Source organism: Pseudomonas sp. BLCC-B112 (genome assembly GCF_028550695.1).
In the GTDB taxonomy this organism is placed as follows: Bacteria; Pseudomonadota; Gammaproteobacteria; order Pseudomonadales; family Pseudomonadaceae; genus Aquipseudomonas; species Aquipseudomonas danubii.
This window is the reverse complement of sequence record NZ_JAQQGK010000012.1, coordinates 87,777-112,903: the sequence shown is the minus strand read 5'-3', so window position 1 is coordinate 112,903 and position 25,127 is coordinate 87,777. Positions and strand designations below refer to the sequence as shown.

Here is a 25,127-nt window from a genome sequence, read left to right as displayed (position 1 = left end):
ATAACTCATTGTTTTAAAAGAAAAAACCACTAAACAACGGCTGACAAAAAACCATCATTTCTGTGCTTATGCAAACGAAAATACGCGGGCCCCAGCGTAGGTTTTGCGCACACCATCTACGGCGTTCTGCCGACCGTACCCCCCTACCCCCTACAGTTCGTCGGCGTAAATCGCGGCCCGCTCAAGCCTCGATTACTGTATGCACATACAGCACTGGATTCGAGGTAGTACCGTGCACACCGAAGACACTGACACAGCCGATTGGCTGGGCATCCCCTCGCCTCTGGAAACCTGTAAGCAGCACATCCTGCTGCTGGAAAATGAAGTGGCAGAGCTGAACCGGCAGCTGCGCGCAGCCCGGGAAAACATCTACAAGCTGGTCAACATGCAGGCGCAGACCGAGAAGGACCGCGACGAGGCCCTAGCCCGTCTGCGTGAAAAGGCCGGAGAAGCTGCATTGTTGCGAAAGCAGGTCAGCGACCTTGAACTGAGTGTTCGGAGCAAGGACCGGGCGAACGAGGATCTGCGCCGACAGATACCCGCCGGCGCACGCGGAAAGCTACGCTGAGAGCAACCGAGGACACAGCCATGTGCGGAAGACTCTCGCAATACCGCGGCATCCACGACTTCGTCGCAGCCCTGAGCATGCCCGGGGCCCTGATAAATAACGTCGGTGATCAGCCCCTAGGGCGCTACAACGCCGCGCCGACGATGCAGCTCGCCCTCTTCCACGTCGCCGACGACACGTTATACGCTGACGCCGTGCGCTGGGGTTGGCGGCCGCACTGGGCAACCGACCGCGCCGCACCGATCAATGCCCGGGTCGAGAAAGTGGCCTACGGGCCTTTCTTCCGACAGATATGGCCGCACCGGGCGATATGCCCAATCGACAACTGGTTTGAGTGGGTAGATGAAGGCGGCCCGAAGAAGCAGCCCTACCTGATCAGGCACCACGACGGCTCCCCCATCCTCTGCGCCTCGATCGGACAACTTCCGACCCCGGACCAGGGCGAGCACGACGGCTTTGTGATCATCACCGCCGACAGCGCCGGCGGCATGGTCGATATTCACGACCGCCGGCCGGTGGTCCTGGCCCCGGACTTGGCCCGGGAATGGCTCGATCCGGACACTCCGAAGGAGCGCGCCGAACAGATGGCCCTGCACCAAGCCGAGCCCGCGGAGGCCTTCGAGTGGTTCAGGGTTAACGCCGCCATCGGGAATGTCAGGAATCAGACGGCAGAACTGATCGACCCCATGCGGCGATAAATGACAGGTTAACATCCCAAGCGGATACGGCTTTCTATAACATACACCCTAGTTAATATGCTGCATCTACAGGTTAGCGCCTTAGTCGCTTAGACACATAGAAAATAATAATTTCGAAACCATGTTTCAATTATACAATGGCTCCCGGCCAAGTTTTCGATATAGTAAGAATTTCATCTCTGGCTTTTAAGAATTGTTTGGACTCTTCAAAGGCACGAGCAATCAAAACTAGCTTATCCTTAGCTCCAAGGATAAGTGGCCCGGCTTGCGCCACAAACTCTGGGCAGGATTCCGGATAGATCTTCACAACCAACCCCTGCATATAAAGACGATAATAAGCAATCTTTACTTTCCCGCCATCCAGTGGAATCTCGTCCTCATCGTAGGTTGGAGAATAATTGTGAGTCACCCCAGAGTCACTCATTTGATCAAGTATCATCGGATGATAATCAAAACTACCCGAGTCCCCATTTAATATCATCTGACCGATCCAATCCAAATCCACTCCTTCGCGGGGCAGAAATGCAAACTCTTTAATTTTACTTTTCAAGCACCTCCACAGAATGCTTAAGAAAAAGAGCCTTAGCGCCTTAGAGTCAACACCTTCAAGTCCTCGAAAACCAAAGCCAGATCCAGGCGGAGGTGGAATATCATAGTCTGAAGCTTCAAGCCTCGAAAGACCATTCCATCCGCTCCATACCAACTTATGCTTTCTCAACTCATCGATTCCACGAGTGTCAATTTTCGAAAGAATTGACTCACCTTCATCAATAACCATTTGGTGATCAAACCAGCTCGTGAATCTTCTAATTGGCCTTTGACCTCGCCCCGACTCTATAAATCTATCTCCTTTCTTATCAGGAGAAGTCAAAGCGACTGGTATAAGATGAGACTTTGCGAATTTACCTTCGACTCTCAACAGAGCGCATATACCTGTTTTTGGTACTGGATTGGCACGCTTGTGTTTGCGTTTTTTACTCGCCATAAACTTCTCCATGTCATGATGGCCGTAGCATAAAATGCGTCCCCTCAAAAACGCTAGCCCCCTCTTTCACAGCACTACTCATAATTCGCCGCCAGCTTTCGCCACCTCACTTTTCTAGAGTGCAATAGACCTGCTCACCCATCATTCCTCTGCTCCGGCTTTGTTCGGCATCTGCTTATCACTGGCAAGCCGCAACGGACGCAGCGAGCAAACGCTCATATCCGATCCGCTGCCGGCGCTCTGCCAGAAGCGCCCGTACCTTTAGTTCCAGGCTGTCGGTCTTCTTGAGGCTATCCGTGGCCCAGGCTGGCACGGGCACCACTGGCGCCCTACACAGCACTTGCACAGGCACCTCCACCCGCACGGTGCGCACTTCAGGCTCCCGCGCCGCACATCCCACCAGCGCAACCACAATTCCCAGCAGCAACCACTTCATAACCCCAACTCCTGATCAATGATCGATTCCGCCGCCGGCGCCGGGTCACTGCCAGTGCGCTCCTGAAGCAGGCGATTGGCAGAGGCGTAGTCGTGCTGGGCCAGCTCCTTGGCGTCGGCCTGAGCCTGGGCGGCTCGGCGCTCACGCTCTTGGCCAGCCAGCACTAAGTCACCCAGCTTTCGACCCTGCTCCCCCGCCAGGGCTTCCAGGTTGTCGCGGCCAGCCTTTACCGTGGCCAGTTCCGCCTGGGCAGTGTCGAGTAGCGGCCGGTAATGCCTGGAAGCCATCCAGCCCCCCAGGGCAGCGCCGGCGGCCAACACCAGGACGACGGCCAGCAGAATGCCAACCACCCGCCAGGCGCCGGCGCTCACTTCAGGGCCCTGCGCAGGCCTTCCTCGAATACCTCGCTCGAGTAAGGGTTGCCGCCGTTTTCGTGCACGATGACCCCGAGCATCACGGCGCGCAGGGTCGCCGGGTTCTTGATATCGATCGCGTCGTTCGCCTTCACACCCAGGCGCCTAGCGATTGCGGCGATGTAGGCCTCGGTGTCGTTCTCGTTCCCGGGCGCCCAGCGAGTGATGAACTCACGGGGGGTGTCGATGCCTGGGCCGCCGACTCCCGGCATACCGTCTTTGCCTCGGTAGTTGAGCAGCAGCTTGCCCAGGGCACGAATCCCGTTCTCGGCAGTGTCGAAGATGGCAAAGCGGCCGTTCGGCTCCTTGCCGAGCTGGCCCTCCCACTGGTTGCGGGGGTTGTAGTCAATGTTGCCGGGGTTGCGGTTGCGGACACCGCGGGCGTTTTGAATGGTCATTGTCAAACTCCAGGCACAAAAAAGCCCGCGACTTGGCGGGCTTGGGGGAGGATCTGCAGCAACTGCTGCTCAGTGATCGGCATTCGTTTTCTGCAGGCGATAAAAAGCCCGCTCAGGGCGGGCACATTCGGACGCTTCAGTTACAGCTGTGGATTAAAGGGGTATGGGTATTCAGCAGTGTCTATGTACGAGCAAGAAGGCATACGGTTTGAAAGCAGCGACATGAACCCCTGGGGAGTCGTGCTGTGAACGCCGTCGTAAGTAGTTTCCGGCGAGTTCCACATGCAGTGCACAATTGATCCTTGCTGGCCATAACATCCCTCATGAACAGCGCCTCTGAAGACAGTATCGCTGCCGAGCTGACTCACAAAGCCGCAGCCGCGGTCCCATGGGATATGCGCGGCATATGTCCTGCTTGGATTGAGGTTAACCGTGTAATACGCCCACAACACGCCGCCAAGTCTCGAGCCAGTCGGCTGAGGGATGAGCACTGCAACAGAACCGCCAGAGAACGGCGTTTGCATTCCATTGGGAAAGGTCACAGGGCCCGGCGGAGTCGACGTGCCAACAACGTTCAGCGGTCGCTGCAGGCTGTTGAACGTGAACCCTCCGTCCTCCTTTCGCGTCTTGAGCGCCGGCCCTGTAAAGATTGGCCGCATGATGTCAAAGCAGTAAACCTTGATGCCGTCGACTTGGCCGGCAAAGTAGAACACCGTCTTGTTGCCCTCCTTTGACTGAAACGGCTTGTTGCTCGCGCCAGTCACGAACACGAGCGGGCTGATTGCGCCCTCAACCTCGAACTTGTAGATGTTGTCGTAGAAGACGCTCCACCCTCCGCCTGATTGAAGCCTTTGCCATCTACCGTGATAGGTGACGGGCCCGCTCTTTATCAGGCCGTAGATCGACTTCGAGGTGTCATAGAGAACATTGCCGCTCTCGTCGCGGACTATGAGTGCGGTATTCATCAGTAGTACCCATAGAAAATTTCGCAGTTCATCGCAAAGCCGCCCGGTATCACATACCCCCATTCGAGCCTGTTCTGCGTAATCGTGACGCCAGGTTTCTTGCCCGCTGTGCGCTGAGAGTCTTCCAGTGGCTGAACAACGTAGAAGTACGATCTACCGGCCGGCAGCGAAATGGGGATCGACCCATTGCTGCGATTGGTGATGACCGAGCCAGCCCCCTGGCTCAGCTTCTTGGTCATGTTGGTTGTGATGTTGTTGTTTGCGTCGCGCGTAATCAGACCGACCGTCATGTCGCATCCACGCTCAAGTCGATGGCTTTAACGCCATTCGGATGGAACACATACAGCCCTTTGTTATTGATCATGAGCCTTGCGCCTCCAGGGGTATTGCCCATCATCTGGAACGTTCCATCGGGTCGAAATGCCCAGCCCGAAACGTCGGGCACATAGTTGTTCGACTGCAAGTTGCTGCCGATCTTGAGCATGTCGATTGAGCCGTTCTTGATGAATGCAGTGTCGATATAGGCAGCATTGTTCTGAACAACAAACGGGTAGTAGATCTCTGCCGCGTTCGGGTCGACGATTGCAAATCGGCTTGCGGCGATCAGCACCTGGCTGGTGATGATCCCTTCGTTGTTCTCCACGCCAACACCAATGCCGGCTAGGTATGGCTTGTTGTCGACCGTGAGCTGGGTCTTGATCGAGTACATGGCCGCGAGCTCGCTTTTCAGGGTCTCGATCTCAACCTGCGCACCGCCACCCGAGTCGATCTTTTCAAGCAGGTGCTGGCTCAACTGCGTCTCGGTGATCTGATCGTTCAGGTACTCGAGGATCACACCTGCATCGGCGGAGGACTGACCCATCACAGGCCCGTAGAAGGCCCCCACATTGCCGATACGGTCAACCAGACGGGCCCAGAAGAAGAACCGCACGCCGGCGGCCAGCCCCATGATCGTCAGATCGGTTTGCGGATAGGCGTAGTCGCCGAACTTGGTCGCCGTCGCCACCTGGCTTGTTTCGCTGTACCAGATCTCTGTTCGCTGCAGGTCCGCGGTGGTGACTCCTGCCGGAATACCCCAAGCCAACTTGATGCCAAACACAATCGACTCTGCAGTGAAGGACGACGGCACTGGCGGCGGCGTGGTCTTGCCGTTCAGGACAGTCTCGACCGAGGTCGCGAACACTGAGCCGATGTCGAGCGAGTTTATGGCCCGCACCTTGGCCACATACCGCCCTGCGTAAATCCCGCTCACGTCGATAGACGTGGTCCCCGTGCGGCCGGCAAAGATCCAGTCACCGTCGTTCTTGCGCCAGTAGACCTCGTAGGCGATCGCAGCCTCGGGCTTCTCCCACTCAATCGTCATGACACTGACCGCGCTGCCCTGGTCGACGAAGTGGTCATTGCTCACCGTCACGTTCGACGGGGGACGCTGGACGCTCGGCGGGATAACCGTCACCGGTGGCCGCTCGATGCGCGTGCCGTTGTCGATTGCGCCGTATTTACTGGCGTTGTGGCGTACCGCACTGATCGTGAACTTGATCTCCGAGTCGGAGAAATCCTCCGCCACCGACATCACGCGGAACAGCTGCGTGGCCAGGGTTGTCGAGTCAATCGCCCACATCGAATGCTGAGGCGGCAGATCGTCCAGGTTCTGTGCCAGCACTACCTGCTGGACGTCGGACGGAAAGCCGGTGGTGTCGAACGTAATCCGGCCGTTGTCCCAGGTGATCCCATTCTGGTCCCAGGTCAGCGGATACCCGACCGACTTGATCTTGCGGGAGACAGCGGTGCCCGTGGGCATGATCACTGTGATGGTGTCACCTGGGTATGCCTTAACGTCGGCATCAAGGATCAGCGTGTCGAGCGTGGACGAGCGCAGGCGCCCACCAATGCGCCGCCCTGCCCTATCGTTGTCAGCGATGCGGATAATCTGCCCAGGGCGTGCCAGGGTGCCGTCCAGGCCCACAGAGAACCCCACGCTTTCGGTTTCCAGGCGGTTGGTGAGCAGCGCCCACTTGCCGATGCGCTGCGCCTGGGCCTGGGAAGTACAACCGGTGGCGGTGATCTCGGTCTGCTGGATCCCGTAGCGGGTGATCCCGGCCTGGTCGTCGACATACTCGACCTTCTGCCGGTAGAAGTCGGCCGGGTCGTTCCAGCTCACCAGGGCCACGGTGTAACGGGTCTTCTTCGCCGAACCGAAGTAACCGAACTTGCCGTCGATCACGTTGGCGTTCGAATAGGTATAAACCGGGTCCTCGGGTATGTCGGCAATAGCCATGACCGAGCCGGCGGCCCAGTAGGACATGCCTCGAAAGGTCGTGGCCAGGTCCTGCAGCACGTCCAGCGCGTTCGACCTGGTCTGCAGGAACAGGTTGCAGGTGAACCGCGGCTCTTGGCCGCCCTTCCCGTCCGGCACCAACTGATCGCAGTACTGACCGATGCGGTACAGCTCCCACCGGTCCACCTGGCCCTCGTTCAGCAGGTGGCCCAGGCCATAGCGGAAGTGCAGCAGCAGATCATAGAAGATCCAGGCCGGGTTATCTGTCCAGGCGGACTTGAACGAACCATCCCAGATGCCGGAGTACAGCCGGCTTTCCGGGTCGTAATTGCTCGGCACGCGAATGATGCGGCCGCGTAGGTCGAAGGACCGGGTCGGGATCGACTGGAACTGCGAGGCGTCGAACTGCAGGCCGACGACAGCGGAACCAGGATAGCGCAGCTTGGCGTCGATGATTTCGGTAATGGCGTCGATGTTCGTGGTGTCGGCGATCACGCCGCTGGTGCTGTTCGGCGTCAGGCGAGTGACGCGAATCTGCCAGTTGCTGCTCGCCGGCGGCAGGTCGACACGGTGCGAGCGCTCGTACTTCGTCGAGGTCTTGCCGCTGAACGCCGAGGCCAGCACCTGCACATAGGGCCCGCCGTCGGTGGAAACCTCGATCTTGTACTGCACGGTGTAGCCATTAGTGTCGCCGTTGCTGGTGTTGGTCTGGGCCAGGCGCGGGGTGGACAAGCGCACGCGCACGGCCGACAGCTGCAGGTTCTGCACTGCGCGAACCCAGGGTTGGCCATACTTCAGCTCAACACCTACGGCGATCTCGCTTTCAACTGCGGGGAAGCCCGGAATGTGCAACTGATCCTGGCTGCCGGTGCGGGCATCAAGGGTGACACCACTGAAGTTCCGTGTGCCGTCGGCATTGGTCAGCGGGGTTTCGTCGAGATAGACCGAACGCTCGCCCGAGACCAAGCCCTGGATCTCGCCCTCGCTCACCAGGTCGAGGATCCGCGCATAGGCGGTGCTCTGCAGGCTGTCCGGGGCCTCAACGGACGGCCGCGGCTTCGACTCGCCGCCCTTGGCGCCTGTGATGATCTGCTTGTTCATGACTTTCCTTCAGGCAAAAAAATACCCGCACTCGGCGGGCCCGGTAGCAGGTTCGACTTACATCTGATCTTCGGAGTAGATCCCGGCGCTGATCACCGCGCTGCCGACGATCATGCGGCCATAGAGCAACGGGACTGGGTTGCCCTGAACGCTGGTGTTTACGGCTCCGTTGAAGCTGTAGCTGGGGCGGTTGTTAGGGCTGTCCTGAGACCCTAACCCCTTCGCCTGGGGGCTCAACATCATGACCACGCCACCCAGAGCCATGGATGCCCCTGTTGCGCCTGCAAACGAAACGGCGGCCGCAGACCATCCCAGCGGGTTCCACCAGGCAAGGGCGAGAATCACCACGCCAATGACTGTCTGCAGCATCCCCGCTCGCTTTGATCCAGCAATCACGGGAACGAAACGGATAACGTCCTTTCCCGTCGGTTTCCCAAGATCATCCCCGCTGATATTTTCCTTGCCGTTGAAGATTGCATACCGCAGCCCTTTGCCTTCGCTTTCGACCATGCATCGCTCGAAACCAGGAAATTGTTTGAAGTAGCCAATCACATCACGGAGGCCGCCACTGGTAATCATTCGGTGTCGACGACCGAATTGACGAGCCAGGGACCCAGACAGCAAGACGGTTTGCATTTTCTCAACAGGGTTTGACATGTTTTCTCCTCATATAAAAAAGCCGCCCTAAGGCGGCCGGTGTCAGACATGAGCTACTTGTTGGTGCAATCACTCACCACTTTTGTGACTTGGGCAGATGGTGACTGCCAGGTTCTGAAGAAGTGATATCGAACAACTGATCCGCCCCCGACGGGCACAACATCAGCGACATGCCATGGCGACTCGCTATTGGGCGCGATGACAGAGAAGCGCTCCCCAGACTGCTGGAGGATGCCGCCAACACTCCCGCCCACGATGGAAGTGGCCTGCCATCCATCTCGAATGCACTCGGCAACGGCCCTGGCCGGCTTTTGACTGGAAAGACTCAGTACCACGGGTGTTGCCCTTATTTCGGCAACGCTTGAGCACCCCGCCAACATCGCCATCGAAACCGCCCCTACCAGAACTCGCATGTCGATCCCTCTAAATGGTTTGAGGGCAATCTACCACCACCAGCAGAAGGGGCCAAAAACCTGCGTTGACAGGATCTGGCTTTGGGTAGTTCTCTATGCAACCCCAAGCCCGGCTAGGCGCCGTGCTCAAAAACCAGAATGAGCCTGATGACATGGATGCTCGAGAAGCGATTCCGATACTCAACCAAGCTATAGCCGAGCTAGAGGGCATCGAGCCTTCGTGGAAAAACTGTAGGGCCTGCCCCCACTCTGGAAAATGTTGTGACGATGCGTTCATCAACTTGATTTTCCCAGAAGAAGCTTTAGCCATAGCGGAATATCTCAAAGCACACCCCGAGACGCATTCTTATGCAAAGAATCGGGCCGCTAGAAAAAAATCATGCTATTTCCATGACCCGAAGGCTAGCCAGTGCCTCATACACGAGGTTCGCCCAATCCTCTGTCGATGGACTCCATACACTGCGGTGAAACCTCCTGGTGGACAAATCGCAGCAAGGCTACGCGACGAAGAGTGTAACTTTACCTCGGTTAGCAACTTCAACCCCGTAGTACTCATCAGGCCTGGCTTTATCGAGATCCGACCAGCATTCGGGATTGGTCGTAGTCAAAAAATGCTCCACCTTCAAGGCTTAACGGAACTACACCCTCTGCTTCGGCGCGCGGAGGAGTGCGTGAACGTCGATGTGGTCATGTCAATGGCTTTAGCAGACTGAGCGAAAACCACCATGCAAAAAGCCCAGCGCGGGGCTGGGCTCGTTACTAGTGATTGAAACGCTTGGGTTAACGATACTCGTAGACCAAAACCGCTTGAGCCAATCTTATGTCGCTAACAGCACCCATTTTGTTCTGAGCACGTAGCACCTCAAATGCAGCCTCCAAACTAGCGCCTCGAATATCTCCATCACTCGCGACGAAAGCCGCAGCATCGTCGCGAGCGGCCAGTATTTTTTGGTCACCGCTCTGAGAGCTATTCCGGCTACTTTCTTGACTGTCTTCCGTAAGGGTGAATGGGAAAAAAGTCACAGCAAGAGTCGATGAAAAGATTGCCCCAAAAATTGAAATCTTGACACCGCCGTCACCGGCCACCACAGGAAAACTGCACGATAAACCCAGCAGAAGCACAGCAATCAACTTGCGCAAAAAATCCACTCCATGAATAAGAACCGTCCTTTCTGTCTGAATCTACTGCGTTGCTATCCACCCATCCAGCGTGGATGAAAGGCAGTGACTGATCCAAGAAAAAACGATCAGGTCTTATAGATGCGGTGGAAACGCGTTTTGCCACGATAAAAGCGCGTGCAAACTTTCTGAGCCACATACCCGCTAGCAAGAAAGGCGGCCCCGAATACTATCCAGAGCACTGTCGAGTTGGTGGTAATCAAGGTGTGCACACCTTTGGCAGCCCACCAGCCTGCGATAACGCAAGCGAAAATGAAGAAAACGACGACTCCCTGGGGCGTGCCGTAGCTTATCTCCGCATGGCATCCCCTACATACACTTGCGCCCCATGGCACTGAATTCATGCAGTGAGGACAAGTTACAGTCGAACCAGAAGTCATAGATCATTCCTTTGAGAGCTTGCGCAAAATCGCGAAGTCTAAGATAGGCAACGATCTTATGCACTCCTGGCTAGGCATCCAGTGTGGATGGAATACTATTTACAGGGGTACTCAGCTTTGAGTACGAGCAATGCTATCAACGTAGGGCTTTTCGTCGAGAGATCAGAGTGGTGTTCAGAGTGCTTGACGATCGCCTGCATGCCCATTTGATCAATGTAATTTTCTGGCAAGCAAATACCTGGGAATTTGTTTTCTGCTCCTCCGGTAAGGTACTGAAGAGTCTCACGAACCCCAGCAACCACTCCCACGCAGTAACCCATACTAACTTGATTGTCGTTCGCGGCCATTTGCTTCGTTTCCCAGAAGCGTAAGGCGAGTTTGCACCCGCTTAGAAACCTCGTTCCAGCGCCACTTTCAGCAAACACCACATTACTTGTCAGTACTCCAAATAGTAATACCGCTGCTATCAAAATCCGCATGCCTTCCGTTCCTTGTGAGATCGGCAGACGATAGCATTTTGATCAGGGCCTGGCGTCTCGGTGTCGCCAGTAGCTGACGGTTACTTCGCGCCAATAGCCGCCGTAGGGGTCCCGTTTGCTGTCCCGGTTGTAGAGGTGATGCAGGATCGACCCGGGCGCCGGGAAGTGCTCGGGCTCGGTCTTCAGCACCCCGTCGGCCAGATAGACCCCGGCGTGGTTCGGCACCTGCGACCGGATCTGCATCAGCACGATGTCGCCATGCTGCGGTGCGCTGACTTGCACGAAGCCGGCGGCCGGCAGGTTCTCCAGGTAGAGGTTTCCGCCCTTCTCCCACCATCCGTCCTCCCGTTCGTACTGGCCCAGGTCGATGCCCATTTCGCGGCAGTAAAAGTCGAGGATGACGCTCAGGCAGTCGTGCACGCCGTGGGCGAACTTGCGGCCGATCAGCGGGGCCTGGTAGCCCTCAGGCGTGAAGCTCACAAGCTCGCCTGGGCGCACCTGCTCATCATCGCCCTTGCGGACCTCAAGGATGTGCCAGGGAAGCCCGGAGGCCTCGCATGAGACGCGATCCGCCTCGCTGGGTGCTGCCGGGTGGTCTGGGTGACTGTGCACGACAGCCAGCACCTGGCCGCGGTCCTCGGCGGCGGCGAAGTCCTCGGGCGCCAGGCGGAAATGCTCACTGGGCGTCGAGGCCGTATTGCGGCAAGGCACATAGACCTCCTTTCGCCCCTCGCGAATCACCAGGCCGCAGCACTCACGCGGGTACTCAGCCAGCGCATGTCGCTCGATTGCGGCGCGGGTGGACTTGTTCATGGTCAGCTCCGAAGCAGGCCGGCGGCCGGGAATGAGCCGTAAGGCAGGGGATTGTTCTCGCCAAAGCGCAATTTGCAGCTACTCAAGCGCCCGCCGCATTTGTCCTTGGAAGCGTCGGTGACGATGATGTCGTTCTCATCAGCCACAGGCCCGCCGTTGTAGCCGCAGTACGGCCCGCGATAGCCACCGCAACTGAGCCACCAGCAAACGTTGGCCACGATCTGCCGGCGCGGCAGCTGAACCCCGGCGAAGTCCAAGGCTGAGGCCAGCTCGAACTGCACCGTTTCGTTGTTCTCGGCAGTCTTGCGCTCGACATACCAGATGTCCGGCGGTAGCTCTTCGTCAGGGTCTGCCTCGGGCTGGCCGTCCAGGTACTTGCCCAAGGTCCGGTGCCGGATCAGCTTCGCCCCCACCAGGTCCTCGAAGTACAGCACCAATGCTGTGATGAACCCGCCGACGTTGCCAACAGACAGGGTCGGCATCGGCTGGGCGCCCTGCCCGGTCATTTCGAAGCCCTCGGCCTGGATTGGCCAGGGCGAGTACTCCTCACCCTGCCAGAAGATCGACGACTGTTGCCGGTAGCCGTGAAAACGGTACAACTCGGCGCCCAGCGCGGTAGCGTCGAGCTCGAAAAGCTCTACCCACGCACCAGGCTCCAGGGTCTGGATGTCGGCCGTAATTGGCATCGTGTTTCCTCAGGCAAAAAAATCCCGCTCGCTGGCGGGTAGCAGTGATTCAGGAGGGCCGCTTTGGACGTTTGGTGACTTCTGGATAGTCGCCCTTCCCTTCGGCCCAGTTACGGACCAGGCCCCGATACTTCAGCCACTGAGCGCGAGTCCCGGTCAGCAAATCCGCTGGAGCATCTCCAACTTCGGCTTCTTCCAGCGCATCAAGTTGGCCGGCGATAACCGTCAACTCGGACTCGCGCCAATCGTCCTCGACGCGCCGGAGATTGGAGGGGCTCGGGCTCCATCCAGGGAAGAGCCAGATCTGATCGTAAAACTCGTTTGCCGTATCGACCGGAATGCTGCCCTCGGGCGGCACTTCGTACCAACCGTCCATGCGACCGTCGGGAAACACGCATAGCATCAGCACGATGCGCTTCTCATCAACCTCAGTCATGCCCAAAGCTCCACCACTAAATCGACTTGAGCCGGTGTGACCGCTACAAGCTCACCGGCAGCGTTTGAAAGCCTCAAACCGTCACGAGCCACTTGTATCTGCAGGGTGGTAGCTGTCGGCTTTCTCGCAATGACACCAAGAAATGCAGACTGATAGAGAATGCCGACCGAGAACTCACTCTCCCCTATCGCCATACCGTTCACCGCCGCTTTGTAGCGTCCCTTCACAACAACATTGGCAGGTTCAAATCCGAGGTTGTGCGTCAGATTGATTACTCCGGCAACAGACCATGAAATAGGCCCGCTGCTCCATCTCTTGACCATTGCAGATTGAAGGTTCTGGATCTGCGAAGCTTGGGCTGTCACCTGGGCTGCAGTGGCAGTGATATCTACGGTGCCCTGGTTAGTGGCTACAGTCCCACCGATAAAGCACCAGATAACTGCGACGTTTGCGGGGCGCGTTTCCGATCCGGTACGCGGCGTCCCGTTAGTGCCGTCGGTGCGCGGCGTAGCAATTACGTTACCGACTGCTGGTGCAGCGGTAGTCGTATAGAAGACTCCTCGAATATTGGCATTCGACGATCCCGCGCTTGCATACGTGCTGAACTCTGAGAGCCCCCAACCGTTTGTCGCGCTGATGGTGTGCCCCTGGAATTGGTCAGCTTGATACTTCGATGCCAAGCCAGAGGAATTGCGCCCGTAACCGCGCAGGAACAAAGCCTCGGTTTGGCTGTTTGCCCCCTTGCCGTTAAGGTCGGGCATGCGGAATGTGGTAGTGCCATCGCCGTCCGACCAACCTGCCTGCCGCTGTACGTCGCCAAGCCATTGGGCGTCAGTAGAGGCAACAGGGGCAACAAGCGCCCACAACTGAGGAAACATAGCTCGATCAATAAGCTGGCCATTTGCCGGGATGTATCCGCTCGGCAGCGAGGCCTCCGACACATGCCACGGAACCAGGGAGCCAACAGGAAGGCCGCCAACATCACCGTAGCTGCCGTCACCCTTGAGGAACCGGTCCTTGTCTGCAATAGCCGGGGCGGGAACAAGTCCTTTGACGCCAGCGGCGGAAGCAGTGGCTCCCACCATCGTTGCCGTGTAGTACGACGCAGGCTGACCGCCGAGCTTGTCGGAGTCTGCAGCTACATCGCTTTTGCCAAGCTTGGCGTTGAGCTGGCCCTGAAGCTTTGCAAAAGCCTGCAGCACCGTGTCGGTTGCCAGGATCGCAGCATTGACCAGGGCGCCCAGGCCAGAAAGAGTCGTTGAGCGCACGCGGGACTGCGTGAAGTACTGGTTTGTCGGCCCTTCGGGCACCTGGTCAGTTGAGCCAGGCGAGGACGGTATCAGCACAAACGCGGAGCCACTCCACCGGTACTGCCGCGTCGGATTGATCGGGCTGTCGCCATCGTTGACCGCGATGTATATCTTCCCTGTTTCGCCTGCTTCCGGAAAATCTTCCAGAGTTGGAAATTCGAGCACATCATCGACGAAGCTCGGTAGCTGGGAGGCCGGCACCACCCCGTTAATCAACTGCGGAACCGAGTCACCCAGGGCCGTCGCAGGCACTGCGGCGTCGGCTATCGCTTTCGCTTCAGCAGCGGCATCCCGCGCCGCCGCAGCATCCGAAACGCCCTGATCGGCCCTCACCTGCGCTGCCGCAGTGCGGGTATCCAGCTCCGCGAAGTTGTCGTTGATGATCTGGCCGCCCGAGCGCAGATTCTGGCCATTGCCATCGTTGGGCGCCCCGCCGATGTTGATGGGATCGATACTCATGGGTGGAACGCCTGTTCGAAGGTTGCGGTCAGGGTGTAGGCATCGCCCCCCATGGCCTTGGGTTGATACTCGGAACAGCGGTAGAGCATTTGATCGCCCAGCGGGTCAGACCAAAAAAACGGCGTTGCGCCGGCATGTCGGTCGAGAAACTCCATGATCTCCTTGATGCGCGCCTTCTGGCCCGTGAACGTCAGGGGCCAGGACTGCGAGCGGTTGTTGATTCCGTCCTTGGCGCGCTGCTCGTAACCATCGCCGAACTTGGCCGACTTGGTTCGAAACGCAATGGTGGCCGCGGGATCGTTATTCGGCTTCCAAGTGAAGGTTTCAGTTGCCATGAGTACTCCAGGCATGAAAAACCCGCCGAAGCGGGTATGGTTTCTGGACAATGGTTACCCGCGTCCGCGGGCTTTCATGTAACTGGTTCCACCGGGCCGCCAGGAGTCATCAACGGCCTTCTGCGCAGCTGCAAGCATCTGCTTCTGCATATTCTGCTGCAGCGCCTGCTGATCAAGCTGCATGCCTTCTGAGCTCCTGTCTTGAACCGTTACGCTGACCGGGGCGTTCAGCTGGATCATTGACCCACTCCCGCCACCGTCACCGCCCACGGCACGAATACCCAGCTGGCCGCCGGAGGTCCTGGCCAGCGGCACAATCGCCTCGGGGCCCGCCTCGCCCATCACTCCAGTCTGGCCGCCAGCCATTCCGAAAGCCGTTGGCTTGCTGACCACGCTGTTCGTGAAGGCGCCACCATTGGCGAACATCTGCACGCCAGCTCCCCAGGCACCGCCATTGGCCTGGTAGCTGGAGAAGTCGACACCGGTATACCCGGCCTGCGTTGAGCCGGCCGAGGCCGCCCCGCCGCCGAAATACGATGCGGCAGCAGAGGCAGCCATGCCGAACAACGAGCTGAGCGCCGAGGAGCTGGCCTGGCGAACAGCGATCCTGGCCATATCTGCGAGGATCGACTTCGTGAAGTCAGCAAACGACAGCTTTCCGGTCATCGCGAATTGCACAATCGCATCTTCCATGGAGCCGAAGGCGTTGGTGAACAGGCTCTTGGTCTGGCCGGCCACATCCCGCGCCGACTCCAGGTAGTTCTGCCAGGCAGAGGATGCTCCGTTGGTCCAGTCGCCCTGGGCAGCGGACATATCGTCGTAGTTGCTGACCACGGCGTCGTGCAGCTTCTGCTGGGTGGCTTCCAGCGCCTGCAGTTTCTGCGTGTACTCGTCGAGGCTCATGCCCCGGGAGCCATCGCCGTACTGGTTGGCCAGGTCCAGCTTCTGCTGGTTGATGCGGTCGTCGATCGCGTTCTGCTGATTGGTCAGGTCCCGCTGGCGGTCACCCTGGCCAAGGCCGGCGGCAGCGCGCATGCCCTGCTCGCGCAGAGTATCGACTTGCTGCTGCAGGGCGCTGGTGTAGGTCTTAACTGCCAGTTCCTGCCTCCTCAACCGCCCCTGCTCATTTTTCGCCAGCACATCCAGTTCGCTGTCTGCCGCCTTCTGAGCCTTGACCACGTCGGATCGGGCGTCAGCAATCTTCTGGTCGAGCTGAATCCTTTGCTCGGCACTGGTAGACGCCTTGCCTTTCGCCGCCTCCAACGCTGCGATTTCCACCTCATATGCAGCGGTAACCTCATCCCGCTCGTTACCGATCAAGGCTTCCCGCTTCAGCAGGTACTCCTGCTGTGAGATCAAACCGGCCTTCTGCGTAGCATCAAGTTGTTTCTGTGCGTTAGCGTATTCGGCCTGGATTTCCTTGAGAGCGTTTTGCGCCGCGTTGTAACCGGTGAGGTCCACGGTGCCGGCAGACGGGCCCTTCTGATCCCTGTTTTTGTCCTTGATGTTCTGGATTGCCTTCGCAACTGCTTCAGGCTGAACCATTGGGTCATCGGGGTTCGCGGCGCGCACGCTGGCGACATACTGCTTGTACTCTCGGATTAGCTTATTGCGCTTCTCCGCGTTTGTGAGGTTGGAGTCGTTGATGGCCTTCAGCTTAATGCCGTCATCGATCGCCTGTTTCTGAATACGCGCCTGATCTTCTTCGGTCTTGGTTCTCTGCTCTCCAGCAAAAACCATCAACTGAAGCTGATACAGCTCTTGCCTTGAGTCCACGAGTTTCTTCGCAGCATCGGTATCGTATGGATCAGCATTAACCGCACTTTGCGCGTAGGCCACGCGCTGAGTGAGCTCTGCAATGCGCGTCGCTGGGCCCGCGTCTCGCCCGATGTTTTTGATCGCATCGAGAGATTTCTTTGCCTCATCGGTGACGCCCTTCCAGGCCTTCTCGATGGTCCCGAGATTTTCAGTAATCTCGGTTGATCGACCCTTGATAGTTTCGGCGTAGGTGTCAGTCAATAGCTTGGCGGCACCAATAGTATCGCCCTGCTCCTTCAGTGCGACGATCTGCGAATACACCGATGCCGTCAGAAAGTGATACTGGTCATTCAGTTCTTTCGCAGCGGCAACCGGGTCCTTGGCGATTTTGACGAACTCGGCAATGGTCGCCCCGACCGATTTGCCGGTGGCATCTTCCATCGCTGCCGCCGCATCAGCGATATCCTTGAAGCTTCCGCCGGCGATCACACCAGACGAAGCCAGCAGCGCCAGCGAATCAGCAGCCTCGCCGGTGGTGCCGTTGGTGGCACTCACCTGCTGGGCAAGGTCGGACAACTGCCCGGCGGTCGTGCCAGCAGCATTGCCGGTCAGAATCAGTGCCTTGTTGTATTCATCTGTTTCTTTGCTGCCCTGGCTGTAGCCGTAGATCAGGGTCCCGACTGCAGCTGCAGCGGCAACAATAGCAAGCGATACGCCCGCAGCCCCGAGCGATACGCCGCTCATTGCAGGTTGAAGAGCGCCTGCCGCGCGCTGCGCATTCTCAGCAGCTTCTGCCACTGTGTTCGAGTTTTCGGCAAAGTCCGACAGGCTCTCCCCTGCTTCCCCCGCATTCTCGGCCACGTCCTTCGCGCCTATGGCGAGACCAACGAGCGACTCCCCCAAAACTGAAGCATCAGATCCACCAGCAAACAGTGAGCGGAATTTGTCTTTGAGGACGTCGAGGGTGGCACCCACACCTCCGAATGAATCCTTGATCTGGCCACCCTGCTGCAACAGAACGAGCAAAGGGTTCTGGCCGCCGGCCAGGCTGGTGAAAATGTCAGTGAACTGCGCCGGAAGCTGTCGCAGCGCCGCTTCGGTCTGCTTCGAGCTGGCTCCGGTCTTCTTCAGGCCTTCATCAAAGTCGCCCAGCTTCTGCCGGGATGCGTCAATGCGGGCCGAGTATTCCCGGAAGGTATCGGCGTCGATCAGACCGGCCGCCTTGTACTTCTGCAACTGGGCCTGCTGCTGATCCAGCTTGTCGAGCGCAGCAATGGCGGGATTGATCTTGCCGAGCAGCGCTTGCAACCCTTCGGCTTGAACGCCAGTAGCAGCAGCAGCCTTCTTCGCAGCCTCAGCCTGCTTATCGGTCGACCCGACCAGTGCATCGGACTCGGCCCTCAACCGCCGCGCCAGTGCCGCAAGGCTGCTCGCCGAAGATACTGATGCGTCCATTGCCGTCGAGCTGGTGCCAACACTGGTTGTAAGCCGCTGGTAATAATCGCTCGACTCGAGTGAGGCTTTCGCCATAGCCGTCAGACGCTTCATCGCATCTTCAGTCGACTCAGAAAGCTTGCCCTCGGCGGATGCCAGGCCAGTGGTGGAAGCTGCCGCCTTGTCGAAGCCGGCAGACACTCCATCCGCTGCTTTTTCAGCCTTTGCGCCGGCCTGCGCCAAGCGCTCCAGATCCGTGGCAGCCTGAACGGCTTCGCCCGAATTTACCGCAATACCAAGTTGCGCGATTGTGCCTGACATGAGCGCTCCATTACTTCGATTCGCTCATGACGAGCAGGGCCTCGACCTCCATTGCCTGAAGGTCTGGGAATATCTCTCTGAGTTGTTTTCTGGTTGTGCCGACTAAGTCGGAGACATCTCGAAGAGCGGTGTAATCAAGGCCGGTGGCCCCGCCTATGCCCGTGCGCCACTGGGTGGACATGGCATTGAAGAGCACGAAGGCCGGCCAGTTCTCAGCCAGCACTTCACACTCTTCCTCGGGAATGTCGGAGATGGACAAGCCGAACGCCGCCAGGTCCGTATCAGACGGCCTCGGCTCGTACATCAGGCGGGCGACCTTCCTCAGTTTCCCAATCTGGCTGCCGAGAAAGCCTTCTGGTATGCATCGACAATTGCATCACCGGCACCGGCCGAGGTTTCTACCAGGGCGCGGATCGACTCAGGGCTCAATTTGTCCTCGAAGCCCCAACCAGTGACTAACTGGGTCACCTGCTCGATCTGCCGCTCGACGTGCGAGTCGGTGATTTCGATCAAAGTGAGTTCATCACCCTTGGCCTTGAAGTACTCCTGGTCTTGCTTCGCACTTTCCTGCCAGCCCGCGAACAGTCTTGCTAGCTCCTTGCGGTCGCGGTACTTGAACTCGAACGGCACCTTGATCGTGGTGCCGCCGACGCGCGGAATATCAACTTCGGCTGTGAAGGTGGGGTTTTGCGCAATTTTGAACTTAGCCATGGATTACACCGTCGCGGCGTAGCGAGTTGGCCGACCGGTCAACGCCACGCTGATAACGCGCGTCATCAGGTTGTTGCGCGACATGGTCGGGGTCGAAGTGATGGAGACATAACCGTTGTAGATGATGCTGCTACCGCCCGGCAGGTTCAGGCGTAGTACACGCGGCTGTTTATCATCGTCTGCAGCCTCGCAAACGTCGACATAGGGCTTTGAAGGATCGTCGGCGACCGTGATGGAAAGCGTGATCGGGTTCTTGGTGGTTGGCATCTGCCGATCATCATCGTCAGCCAGGAAGCCGTAAGTCAGGAACTGCTGATCGCCCCCCGTGGAGTTCAGTTCCGTGATCTGGGAGATCTCGGTGAACGAGGTCACTTCACGTGCCGAACCGACACCCGAGCCCGCTGGATATTGCTGAACGTTAACAGTGTTCACACCGCCCAGTGTGAAGGTGCCGCTGGCGATCTCGGCAACACGTACGGCTCGACCGTCGAGGCGGGTCCAGCCTGAGTTAACGGCAATGATGTCGTCTTCGGCCAGACCATGCGCTGCAGCGGTAGCCACTGCCGGGTTCGCATTGCTCAGTGAGGTAAATGGGATTGCTGCGCCATAGGCGGAAGCAATTTCAAAGGTTGCACCGTTGGGCATTTGAATGCCGGCCATGGGTTTTTCCTCTTTTCAGAAATGACAAAACCCGCTCGATGGCGGGTCTGTGGGGTTGCCCGATGGGCTGAATTAGTTGGTGTCAGCGCGGTACTGGAAGGACACGGGCACGGTGTAGGTGGTATCTCCCTGAATGCCTGGGCCCTGGTCTGGTGGCGTCATGGTGATCACCGTCAGGCCGGCCTTCTCGTTCCGTTCATACAGCGGAAACAGCGCGCTGATCTCGTCAGCCAGGCCGCCGGCCGGACCGCGGTACTTGCCCGATGGCACCACTACGCTGGCCTGGAAGACGCCGGTATACAGGCGGTGGTCGCCACCTAGGGTGTTGCTCGCAGTGTCCGCCGGCAACGTGTAGGCACGGAGGTATGTTTCTCCGTCCTTTGGCGTGTAGGTCTCGTTCTCGACGACCACTTTCAGCGGTGGAACCCTGGCTTTCGCCCAAGCGATAACCCGGGCCTGGTAGATAGTGGCGATCACGTTATGGCTCATACCTGGTTGTTCCTGATGGCTTCATCGACGATCTGCTGGAACCTGGCGAGCGTGATTCGAACCATACCGCCGGGGGCCTGCTTTGAATGCCCGTATTCAAGCGGCACCGCATAAGGCAGGTTGTTCACGATGTAGGCTGTCTGGCCTGCTGTCAGCTGCCCGACCTGCAGCCGCAGCTTGGCCAGGGTCACACCTCCAGAAGGATCGACCTGATCCAGCGTGCCGTCGGCGGGTGTATCGATTGAGAACTGCCAGTTCCCCCGGAAGCGACCGCCGACATAGTCCTTGCCGGCCACCAGGCCGTTCACGCTGAAGTTCTGGTCGCGTTCGGTCTTGGTCAGGGGCTTTGCGTACTTCACGCCGCGGCGCAGCTTGCCGGCCTTGGTGAAGTTGCTTTCGTCCAGGTTGATCAGCGTATTGCGCACCGAGACCTTGAAGTCGTAGTCGTCGGCTGCGCGTGTATTGGTTGCGCGGTGCGCCAAGTTGGCCGCCCAGATCTCCGGATTACCCACCGGAGACATGCGAATCACGCTGCTGCCGATCTCGATCACGATCTCGCGAAAGGTGGCGTCAATGCCGGCCTGGGCCTGCTCGGCGAACTGGCGGATGTTCTCGGCGAAGCTGCCGTTCCTGCCGGCGTAGCGGTTCATGAGCGCACCTGCAGCTCGTACATAATCGGCGTACCGGCGGGGTTGATCTCTTTCAGCGGCGGAACGATGGACCAAGTGCGGCCCTGAATGATCACCTTGTTCAGCAGATCAGGCGCCCACTCCAGCCCTTGGGCCGCGATCTTGAGCTTCTTGTCGCCCTGCTTGATGAGACTGTTGCTCTGGAACTCCAAGCCTGTGAAGTCGAGAAGGATGCCCTGAGCGGTTTGCTCGATGATGGTGTCAGGGCCGGCCGAGTCAGTATCAGGATCGTACTCGCCGGGCTTGATGTCGCGGATAGTTACGGGCTGGCCGAACTCTGTGATCATCTCCAGAGCCATCACGGCCATTTCGTCGTAGAAGGCCATGGTGGCTCCAGATGTGAAAAGCCCAGCGCGATGGCTGGGCCTTTTATTATTCGAAGCGTTTCCGTCGTTCTTCAATCATCTTGTCTGCAAAGTCCGCAGAAAACCGCGCAACGAACTCTGCCTGCCTTTCACCGCTCCAGTCACTCGCTGTACCTGCGACAAAGGCAGCCGCATATTGGTCCCATGCCAGCCGCTCCTCCTTAAACCATTCATCATCGTTATGCTGCTGCTCTTCAATCCCTGTCATGCCTAGCGTCCTCTGTGTTGAAGTGGCAAACCTAACATTACGCTCGAACTGCGAATAGGCCACGTTTGAGCAAATAGTCAGCAAACTGCGTGGCGCTCGGCCGATCCGGCGCCGCCGGCAGCAGTCGGCCGCTGGTGTTCGGGATGGTGGCGTACTCGCGGGTTACCGCACCCTCAACACGCTCCAGGGTTACCGCGCCTTTACGCTTCTCGATCGGGTCAATGTCGTCCTGATGGATCTCCGCAGCCAGGGCCATCTGGCCGTATTGGATCCGCGCCGGCAGGTAGTTGCTAGGCTTGATCTCCTGATCCAGCAGCACCTCCCGACGCGGCCAGGCCAGGGCCTGTTCACTGCTGGTCTTGCGCCCCTTCCAGGTCATGCCATCCATTGCCAGAGCCGCGCGGCGAAGCAAGGCTTCCTGGGCAGGCATCTCAGCGGGGATGGTCACACCGAACTTCACGGCGTACATGGCCAGATCCTCGGCAGATGCGTAGCTTTCGGCGTCAGGCTTCCCGGTGCCGTCCTCGATGATGAGTGTCATGCGTCAACTCGCTGGAATGGGTGGAGGATTGGCTGCCAGGTCACCGGCAGCCAGCAGTATCAGGCCTTGGGCAGCTCGGCGATGAGCTTTTCAAGCGATTCCTTCGAGGCGTTGGCCCGGTACTGCACGTTCGCTGCGTCAAGCTTGACCTTGAGCGCCGCGATTTCGCCAGCCTCGTTAGCCGGCGGCTCAGGTACAGCCCTCTTCAGAGCTTCGACCTCGCCGCGCAGTGCGTCGACAGTCAGGAGCAAGCCATCACGCTCAGTTGTCAGCTCACCGACTGAGGCATGGATGATGCCCAGCGCCTCAAACAGGCGGGTCGCCAGCTCGCCAAACCCGGGTTGCTGGATTTCGCCAGCATCCAGACCATCAAGCAGGAGAATGACCGCGCCATTTTCAGCTCGCAGCTTTGCAACTTCGTCTGCCAGCTCATCAGATGCAGGCACCTTAGCACTCGGGAGAGGTGCGGCTGGGGCCTCTTCGACCGACACGTCAACACCTGCGGCCTCATAGGCAGCGACAATGTCCGGGTAGTCGCCAACGACCACCACCGCCGTCGCATCGCGCTCGATGCCGCGAAACAGGCTTGCAGTGCGGTACCGCTTGTCCGGATCGAAGCCTTCAAGCTGGTTCGTGTAAATCAGTTCCATAGAAATCTCCGTAGCGGCCATTGCTGACCGCTTCCAGGGGCAGGTATCAACCACCAGCCGGTGGCGTAGGGGTCAGCGTGATCATCACGCCGGCGGTGACCTTGTTACTGTCCGCGTGCTTGACCCAGTTGGCTGCCGAGCCTACAGCGGCCAGGGTTGGGTTGGCGCCACCAGCGGACTCCTTCCAGCTGTAGCCCAGAACATCGATGTTCACGGTTCCCTCGGCGCGGTAGCCGATGCCCAGGTTCTCTTCATCGTTTACAGGGTACGAGCGAAAACCCGGGGCCTGAGACTCGGTGATGACCACAGCATTCGGCAGCAGGCCGAAGATCACGTCCGCAGGCGCGGTGTCAGTTACCAGTACCGGCTTGCCGAGGGTGCCTGGCAGGCCGCCGTAGATCACAACACCGGCTTCTTCGTAGATCTTGTTGGTGATGGCCTCGTCGACGATGTCGAAGTAGGCGCTGGAGTGCATGACCCACAAGGCAATGCGGCCGAACTTGTCGCCGAACTTGCGCATGCCGCGGGTCAGGGTCTTTTTGCCGTCGGTTTCGATGTTGGCGGTGACCACCATGCCGGCGTTGGAGCCAATCGAGGCCCGCAGCGCAGCGGTGGCGTACTGGATGAAGCCTTCCAAGGTCGCATCCGCCACATCGGCGCCGATGATCTGGGAGAACTCGTCCACCGGACGGCCGCGACGCTTGAACGCCTCTTCGGTGGTCTGGTACGGGCCGTACTTCCACGGAGCCTTGACGCCAACAGCCTCGCCGGCACCGATCTTCTTGGCGGTCACCTTGCCGGTGGAGTTGACGTCGCGGTGTTCCAGCGAGCCGCCGATCTTGTAGAAGGCACGCTTACGGAAGTCGCCCTCGATCAGCTCGTTGTCGAGGACGATCGCACCATTGGAGGATGCGTTGAACACGTCCAGGTTGTCCTGGACACGCTCCAGGTATGCGGTCTGCGCCTCATCGTTGTAGATGATCAGGTCGCTGTTAACAGTGGTTGGCATGGATGAATCCCCTTACTTGGGCAATGCGAGGTACGCGGTTTGGCCGTGCTTGCGCTGGTAGTCGCGCTTCTGCTCGGCGGTCATTTCGGAGCGCTTGAATGCAGCCTGGCCGCTACCCCCGCCCGGGGCTTGTGTGCCTGAGGCCCTTGGCCACAGATGAGGTGCGCTTTCGCGCAGAGACTCCGCCCATTCGAGCGGTGTCAGAGGGGTCTTGCCGTCCTTACCGAGGATGATCTCGCCAGATTCATCAACGGCAACGGCTTCGCCCTCTTCGTTCAGGGTGAACACGCCTTTGGCGCGCAGAATGATGTCGTCGGTTGCTTCAGGGAGTGCGCCGGCCTTCAGCGCTGCGCCGCGTACCGAATCACCCAGGACCTTGCCCTGGAATTTGGCAGCGAAGGCCTCGGCCTTCTCGGCGCGCGCGGTGACAGTCTTCAGTTGCCTGTCGTAGTCGCCACGCAGGCGCTCGGTGCGGCGGTTGAATACTTCGTCCACCTTGCCTTCAGTCAGCAACTTGGTTTCTTCATCCTGGCCGGCACGACTCAGCAGTCCTTTGACGGCGTCGATGTCGATGCCTTCGAACTGAGTTTCGAACTGGGTCAGCTTGCCGGTGGTTTCCTTCAGCTTGCCCAGCAGCTCGGAGTTCTTGGTTTTCAACCCGGAAACGGATGCCTCAACAGCAGTCGCGATAGCGGCCTTGACTGCCGGGTTTTCCAGGTCGATTTCGTTTTCTTCTGCCACGTTGATGCACCCCTTGGGTATGTGTTGCCCGCTTTGCAGGCATAAAAAAACCCGGCTCATGGCCGGGCTTTGTTCAGCGTTTAACGTTTGGGTATTCGCTCAGAGTCTGGAACTAACTGGTTGATGCGCTTGAGCATCCCCATCAGGCCACAGTGCAGCCCGGTTTTCGTGGGCTTTCGTCCTGACAGCTGTGCCTGAATCAGATGGCCTGGTCCGTTGTAGATCTCCTCGAAAGTGCCATCTCGATTCATGCGAATGCCGAGGTAGTAGTCAGGTACGTGATGCACAGGAAATGTAAGACTGGTGCCGAAGGTGGTTTTGATCTGAACATTCCGACCATCATCAGTAATTGCATCGTGATGTTTGGTCAGACCTTCATTCAGCGTCAAGGCGTAGGCCAGACTGGCAACAACCTCACCAATGTCGCCAACAAGTCGGCCATCAGGAGTGAAAGGCTTGCCCGGGTAAGCCTCTTGGAGCTGCGACACCGCTGAGAACAACCCCTTCAACGCTTCTTCGATTTTCACCTGAATAGCTGGGTCCATGATCGCTCCTTGATAAG

At 58.5% G+C, this 25,127-nt stretch carries 31 protein-coding genes; 3 read left to right on the top strand and 28 right to left on the bottom strand.

Going from position 1 to position 25,127, the window contains the following annotated elements:
• The first annotated feature begins 232 nt into the window (after positions 1-232).
• Both PQT43_RS27335 and PQT43_RS27330 read left to right on the top strand, forming a co-directional pair.
• The gene (locus PQT43_RS27335) at positions 233-568 is read left to right on the top strand and encodes a hypothetical protein (RefSeq protein WP_272755141.1); all 336 of its coding nucleotides are present in this window, start codon (positions 233-235) and stop codon (positions 566-568) included.
• A gap of 20 nt (positions 569-588) precedes the next feature.
• Complete coding sequence (locus PQT43_RS27330) at positions 589-1,266, top strand: SOS response-associated peptidase family protein (protein ID WP_272755140.1); 678 nt, start codon at positions 589-591, stop codon at positions 1,264-1,266.
• 130 nt (positions 1,267-1,396) lie between these two features.
• Here the strand turns inward: PQT43_RS27330 and PQT43_RS27325 are convergent, their stop codons facing one another.
• From PQT43_RS27325 to PQT43_RS27290, 8 genes are all read right to left on the bottom strand, one after another.
• Positions 1,397-2,251: a hypothetical protein gene (locus PQT43_RS27325; RefSeq protein ID WP_272755138.1), complete on the bottom strand. Its 855-nt coding sequence runs from the start codon at positions 2,249-2,251 to the stop codon at positions 1,397-1,399.
• A 178-nt stretch (positions 2,252-2,429) separates the two neighbouring features.
• Complete coding sequence (locus tag PQT43_RS27320; protein WP_272755137.1) at positions 2,430-2,687, bottom strand: hypothetical protein; 258 nt, start codon at positions 2,685-2,687, stop codon at positions 2,430-2,432.
• The gene (locus tag PQT43_RS27315; protein ID WP_272755135.1) at positions 2,684-3,058 is read right to left on the bottom strand and encodes a hypothetical protein; all 375 of its coding nucleotides are present in this window, start codon (positions 3,056-3,058) and stop codon (positions 2,684-2,686) included. The genes PQT43_RS27320 and PQT43_RS27315 overlap by 4 nt, the downstream gene beginning before the upstream one ends.
• The gene (locus PQT43_RS27310) at positions 3,055-3,498 is read right to left on the bottom strand and encodes a structural protein P5 (protein WP_272755134.1); all 444 of its coding nucleotides are present in this window, start codon (positions 3,496-3,498) and stop codon (positions 3,055-3,057) included. The genes PQT43_RS27315 and PQT43_RS27310 overlap by 4 nt, the downstream gene beginning before the upstream one ends.
• Before the next feature lie 140 nt (positions 3,499-3,638).
• Positions 3,639-4,463, bottom strand: coding sequence for a hypothetical protein (locus PQT43_RS27305; RefSeq protein WP_272755133.1), 825 nt, complete (start codon positions 4,461-4,463; stop codon positions 3,639-3,641).
• A complete protein-coding gene (locus PQT43_RS27300; protein WP_272755132.1) occupies positions 4,463-4,753 on the bottom strand; it encodes a hypothetical protein in 291 nt (96 codons plus the stop codon). The genes PQT43_RS27305 and PQT43_RS27300 overlap by 1 nt, the downstream gene beginning before the upstream one ends.
• Positions 4,750-7,842 carry a host specificity protein J gene (locus tag PQT43_RS27295; RefSeq protein ID WP_272755130.1) on the bottom strand — a complete coding sequence of 1,031 codons (3,093 nt, stop codon included), beginning with the start codon at positions 7,840-7,842 and terminating at the stop codon, positions 4,750-4,752. Before PQT43_RS27295 ends, PQT43_RS27300 begins: the two co-directional genes overlap by 4 nt.
• A 57-nt stretch (positions 7,843-7,899) precedes the next feature.
• Positions 7,900-8,499: a tail assembly protein gene (locus PQT43_RS27290; RefSeq protein ID WP_272755129.1), complete on the bottom strand. Its 600-nt coding sequence runs from the start codon at positions 8,497-8,499 to the stop codon at positions 7,900-7,902.
• A 508-nt stretch (positions 8,500-9,007) separates the two neighbouring features.
• Here PQT43_RS27290 and PQT43_RS31565 point away from each other — a divergent pair.
• A complete protein-coding gene (locus PQT43_RS31565) occupies positions 9,008-9,625 on the top strand; it encodes a YkgJ family cysteine cluster protein (RefSeq protein WP_442962479.1) in 618 nt (205 codons plus the stop codon).
• Between the two features lie 67 nt (positions 9,626-9,692).
• Here PQT43_RS31565 and PQT43_RS27285 read toward each other — a convergent pair whose 3' ends face one another.
• From PQT43_RS27285 to PQT43_RS27190, 20 genes are all read right to left on the bottom strand, one after another.
• Positions 9,693-10,052 (bottom strand): DUF2388 domain-containing protein, encoded by a 360-nt coding sequence (locus PQT43_RS27285; protein ID WP_272755128.1) that lies wholly within the window; start codon positions 10,050-10,052, stop codon positions 9,693-9,695.
• 514 nt (positions 10,053-10,566) lie between these two features.
• Positions 10,567-10,950, bottom strand: a complete 384-nt coding sequence (locus tag PQT43_RS27280; RefSeq protein WP_272755127.1) for a Rap1a/Tai family immunity protein — start codon at positions 10,948-10,950, stop codon at positions 10,567-10,569.
• A gap of 42 nt (positions 10,951-10,992) precedes the next feature.
• Positions 10,993-11,763: a C40 family peptidase gene (locus tag PQT43_RS27275; protein ID WP_272755125.1), complete on the bottom strand. Its 771-nt coding sequence runs from the start codon at positions 11,761-11,763 to the stop codon at positions 10,993-10,995.
• 2 nt (positions 11,764-11,765) lie between these two features.
• Positions 11,766-12,449 carry a phage minor tail protein L gene (locus tag PQT43_RS27270; RefSeq protein WP_272755124.1) on the bottom strand — a complete coding sequence of 228 codons (684 nt, stop codon included), beginning with the start codon at positions 12,447-12,449 and terminating at the stop codon, positions 11,766-11,768.
• Between the two features lie 49 nt (positions 12,450-12,498).
• Entirely contained in the window at positions 12,499-12,885 is a 387-nt protein-coding gene (locus tag PQT43_RS27265) for a hypothetical protein (protein WP_267268516.1), read from the bottom strand.
• Positions 12,882-14,654, bottom strand: a complete 1,773-nt coding sequence (locus tag PQT43_RS27260; protein ID WP_272755123.1) for a phage tail protein — start codon at positions 14,652-14,654, stop codon at positions 12,882-12,884. The genes PQT43_RS27265 and PQT43_RS27260 overlap by 4 nt, the downstream gene beginning before the upstream one ends.
• Positions 14,651-14,989, bottom strand: coding sequence for a phage tail protein (locus tag PQT43_RS27255; RefSeq protein ID WP_267268518.1), 339 nt, complete (start codon positions 14,987-14,989; stop codon positions 14,651-14,653). Before PQT43_RS27255 ends, PQT43_RS27260 begins: the two co-directional genes overlap by 4 nt.
• A gap of 54 nt (positions 14,990-15,043) precedes the next feature.
• Entirely contained in the window at positions 15,044-18,502 is a 3,459-nt protein-coding gene (locus tag PQT43_RS27250; RefSeq protein ID WP_272755121.1) for a phage tail tape measure protein, read from the bottom strand.
• A 10-nt stretch (positions 18,503-18,512) separates the two neighbouring features.
• Entirely contained in the window at positions 18,513-18,806 is a 294-nt protein-coding gene (locus PQT43_RS27245) for a DUF1799 domain-containing protein (RefSeq protein ID WP_267268520.1), read from the bottom strand.
• Between the two features lie 17 nt (positions 18,807-18,823).
• Positions 18,824-19,213 (bottom strand): phage tail assembly chaperone, encoded by a 390-nt coding sequence (locus PQT43_RS27240; protein WP_267268521.1) that lies wholly within the window; start codon positions 19,211-19,213, stop codon positions 18,824-18,826.
• 3 nt (positions 19,214-19,216) lie between these two features.
• On the bottom strand, positions 19,217-19,873 hold the full coding sequence (locus tag PQT43_RS27235; protein ID WP_267268522.1) for a phage tail protein: 657 nt from the start codon (positions 19,871-19,873) through the stop codon (positions 19,217-19,219).
• Between the two features lie 72 nt (positions 19,874-19,945).
• Positions 19,946-20,362, bottom strand: coding sequence for a phage tail terminator-like protein (locus tag PQT43_RS27230; protein WP_103407600.1), 417 nt, complete (start codon positions 20,360-20,362; stop codon positions 19,946-19,948).
• The gene (locus PQT43_RS27225; protein ID WP_272755120.1) at positions 20,359-21,012 is read right to left on the bottom strand and encodes a hypothetical protein; all 654 of its coding nucleotides are present in this window, start codon (positions 21,010-21,012) and stop codon (positions 20,359-20,361) included. The genes PQT43_RS27230 and PQT43_RS27225 overlap by 4 nt, the downstream gene beginning before the upstream one ends.
• Entirely contained in the window at positions 21,009-21,377 is a 369-nt protein-coding gene (locus tag PQT43_RS27220) for a hypothetical protein (RefSeq protein ID WP_272755119.1), read from the bottom strand. The genes PQT43_RS27225 and PQT43_RS27220 overlap by 4 nt, the downstream gene beginning before the upstream one ends.
• A 46-nt stretch (positions 21,378-21,423) precedes the next feature.
• Positions 21,424-21,624 (bottom strand): hypothetical protein, encoded by a 201-nt coding sequence (locus PQT43_RS27215; RefSeq protein ID WP_210457173.1) that lies wholly within the window; start codon positions 21,622-21,624, stop codon positions 21,424-21,426.
• Positions 21,625-21,661: 37 nt separating this feature from the next.
• Positions 21,662-22,165: a DnaT-like ssDNA-binding protein gene (locus PQT43_RS27210; RefSeq protein WP_272755118.1), complete on the bottom strand. Its 504-nt coding sequence runs from the start codon at positions 22,163-22,165 to the stop codon at positions 21,662-21,664.
• Between the two features lie 59 nt (positions 22,166-22,224).
• Complete coding sequence (locus PQT43_RS27205; protein ID WP_272755117.1) at positions 22,225-22,815, bottom strand: hypothetical protein; 591 nt, start codon at positions 22,813-22,815, stop codon at positions 22,225-22,227.
• Positions 22,816-22,861: 46 nt separating this feature from the next.
• Positions 22,862-23,824 (bottom strand): major capsid protein, encoded by a 963-nt coding sequence (locus PQT43_RS27200; protein ID WP_103407594.1) that lies wholly within the window; start codon positions 23,822-23,824, stop codon positions 22,862-22,864.
• A 12-nt stretch (positions 23,825-23,836) separates the two neighbouring features.
• Positions 23,837-24,565: a hypothetical protein gene (locus PQT43_RS27195; RefSeq protein ID WP_267268527.1), complete on the bottom strand. Its 729-nt coding sequence runs from the start codon at positions 24,563-24,565 to the stop codon at positions 23,837-23,839.
• 80 nt (positions 24,566-24,645) lie between these two features.
• Positions 24,646-25,110 carry a DUF6998 domain-containing protein gene (locus tag PQT43_RS27190; protein WP_267268528.1) on the bottom strand — a complete coding sequence of 155 codons (465 nt, stop codon included), beginning with the start codon at positions 25,108-25,110 and terminating at the stop codon, positions 24,646-24,648.
• Between the last annotated feature and the right edge of the window lie 17 nt (positions 25,111-25,127).

Coding starts and splice junctions, on each gene's coding strand:
- PQT43_RS27330 (WP_272755140.1), top strand. CDS start 589: ATGTGCGGAAGACTCTCGCAATACCGCGGCATCCACGACTTCGTCGCA.
- PQT43_RS27325 (WP_272755138.1), bottom strand. CDS start 2,251: ATGGCGAGTAAAAAACGCAAACACAAGCGTGCCAATCCAGTACCAAAA.
- PQT43_RS27320 (WP_272755137.1), bottom strand. CDS start 2,687: ATGAAGTGGTTGCTGCTGGGAATTGTGGTTGCGCTGGTGGGATGTGCG.
- PQT43_RS27310 (WP_272755134.1), bottom strand. CDS start 3,498: ATGACCATTCAAAACGCCCGCGGTGTCCGCAACCGCAACCCCGGCAAC.
- PQT43_RS27305 (WP_272755133.1), bottom strand. CDS start 4,463: ATGAATACCGCACTCATAGTCCGCGACGAGAGCGGCAATGTTCTCTAT.
- PQT43_RS27300 (WP_272755132.1), bottom strand. CDS start 4,753: ATGACGGTCGGTCTGATTACGCGCGACGCAAACAACAACATCACAACC.
- PQT43_RS27295 (WP_272755130.1), bottom strand. CDS start 7,842: ATGAACAAGCAGATCATCACAGGCGCCAAGGGCGGCGAGTCGAAGCCG.
- PQT43_RS27290 (WP_272755129.1), bottom strand. CDS start 8,499: ATGTCAAACCCTGTTGAGAAAATGCAAACCGTCTTGCTGTCTGGGTCC.
- PQT43_RS31565 (WP_442962479.1), top strand. CDS start 9,008: ATGCAACCCCAAGCCCGGCTAGGCGCCGTGCTCAAAAACCAGAATGAG.
- PQT43_RS27280 (WP_272755127.1), bottom strand. CDS start 10,950: ATGCGGATTTTGATAGCAGCGGTATTACTATTTGGAGTACTGACAAGT.
- PQT43_RS27275 (WP_272755125.1), bottom strand. CDS start 11,763: ATGAACAAGTCCACCCGCGCCGCAATCGAGCGACATGCGCTGGCTGAG.
- PQT43_RS27270 (WP_272755124.1), bottom strand. CDS start 12,449: ATGCCAATTACGGCCGACATCCAGACCCTGGAGCCTGGTGCGTGGGTA.
- PQT43_RS27265 (WP_267268516.1), bottom strand. CDS start 12,885: ATGACTGAGGTTGATGAGAAGCGCATCGTGCTGATGCTATGCGTGTTT.
- PQT43_RS27260 (WP_272755123.1), bottom strand. CDS start 14,654: ATGAGTATCGATCCCATCAACATCGGCGGGGCGCCCAACGATGGCAAT.
- PQT43_RS27255 (WP_267268518.1), bottom strand. CDS start 14,989: ATGGCAACTGAAACCTTCACTTGGAAGCCGAATAACGATCCCGCGGCC.
- PQT43_RS27250 (WP_272755121.1), bottom strand. CDS start 18,502: ATGTCAGGCACAATCGCGCAACTTGGTATTGCGGTAAATTCGGGCGAA.
- PQT43_RS27245 (WP_267268520.1), bottom strand. CDS start 18,806: ATGTACGAGCCGAGGCCGTCTGATACGGACCTGGCGGCGTTCGGCTTG.
- PQT43_RS27240 (WP_267268521.1), bottom strand. CDS start 19,213: ATGGCTAAGTTCAAAATTGCGCAAAACCCCACCTTCACAGCCGAAGTT.
- PQT43_RS27235 (WP_267268522.1), bottom strand. CDS start 19,873: ATGGCCGGCATTCAAATGCCCAACGGTGCAACCTTTGAAATTGCTTCC.
- PQT43_RS27230 (WP_103407600.1), bottom strand. CDS start 20,362: ATGAGCCATAACGTGATCGCCACTATCTACCAGGCCCGGGTTATCGCT.
- PQT43_RS27225 (WP_272755120.1), bottom strand. CDS start 21,012: ATGAACCGCTACGCCGGCAGGAACGGCAGCTTCGCCGAGAACATCCGC.
- PQT43_RS27220 (WP_272755119.1), bottom strand. CDS start 21,377: ATGGCCTTCTACGACGAAATGGCCGTGATGGCTCTGGAGATGATCACA.
- PQT43_RS27215 (WP_210457173.1), bottom strand. CDS start 21,624: ATGACAGGGATTGAAGAGCAGCAGCATAACGATGATGAATGGTTTAAG.
- PQT43_RS27210 (WP_272755118.1), bottom strand. CDS start 22,165: ATGACACTCATCATCGAGGACGGCACCGGGAAGCCTGACGCCGAAAGC.
- PQT43_RS27205 (WP_272755117.1), bottom strand. CDS start 22,815: ATGGAACTGATTTACACGAACCAGCTTGAAGGCTTCGATCCGGACAAG.
- PQT43_RS27200 (WP_103407594.1), bottom strand. CDS start 23,824: ATGCCAACCACTGTTAACAGCGACCTGATCATCTACAACGATGAGGCG.
- PQT43_RS27190 (WP_267268528.1), bottom strand. CDS start 25,110: ATGGACCCAGCTATTCAGGTGAAAATCGAAGAAGCGTTGAAGGGGTTG.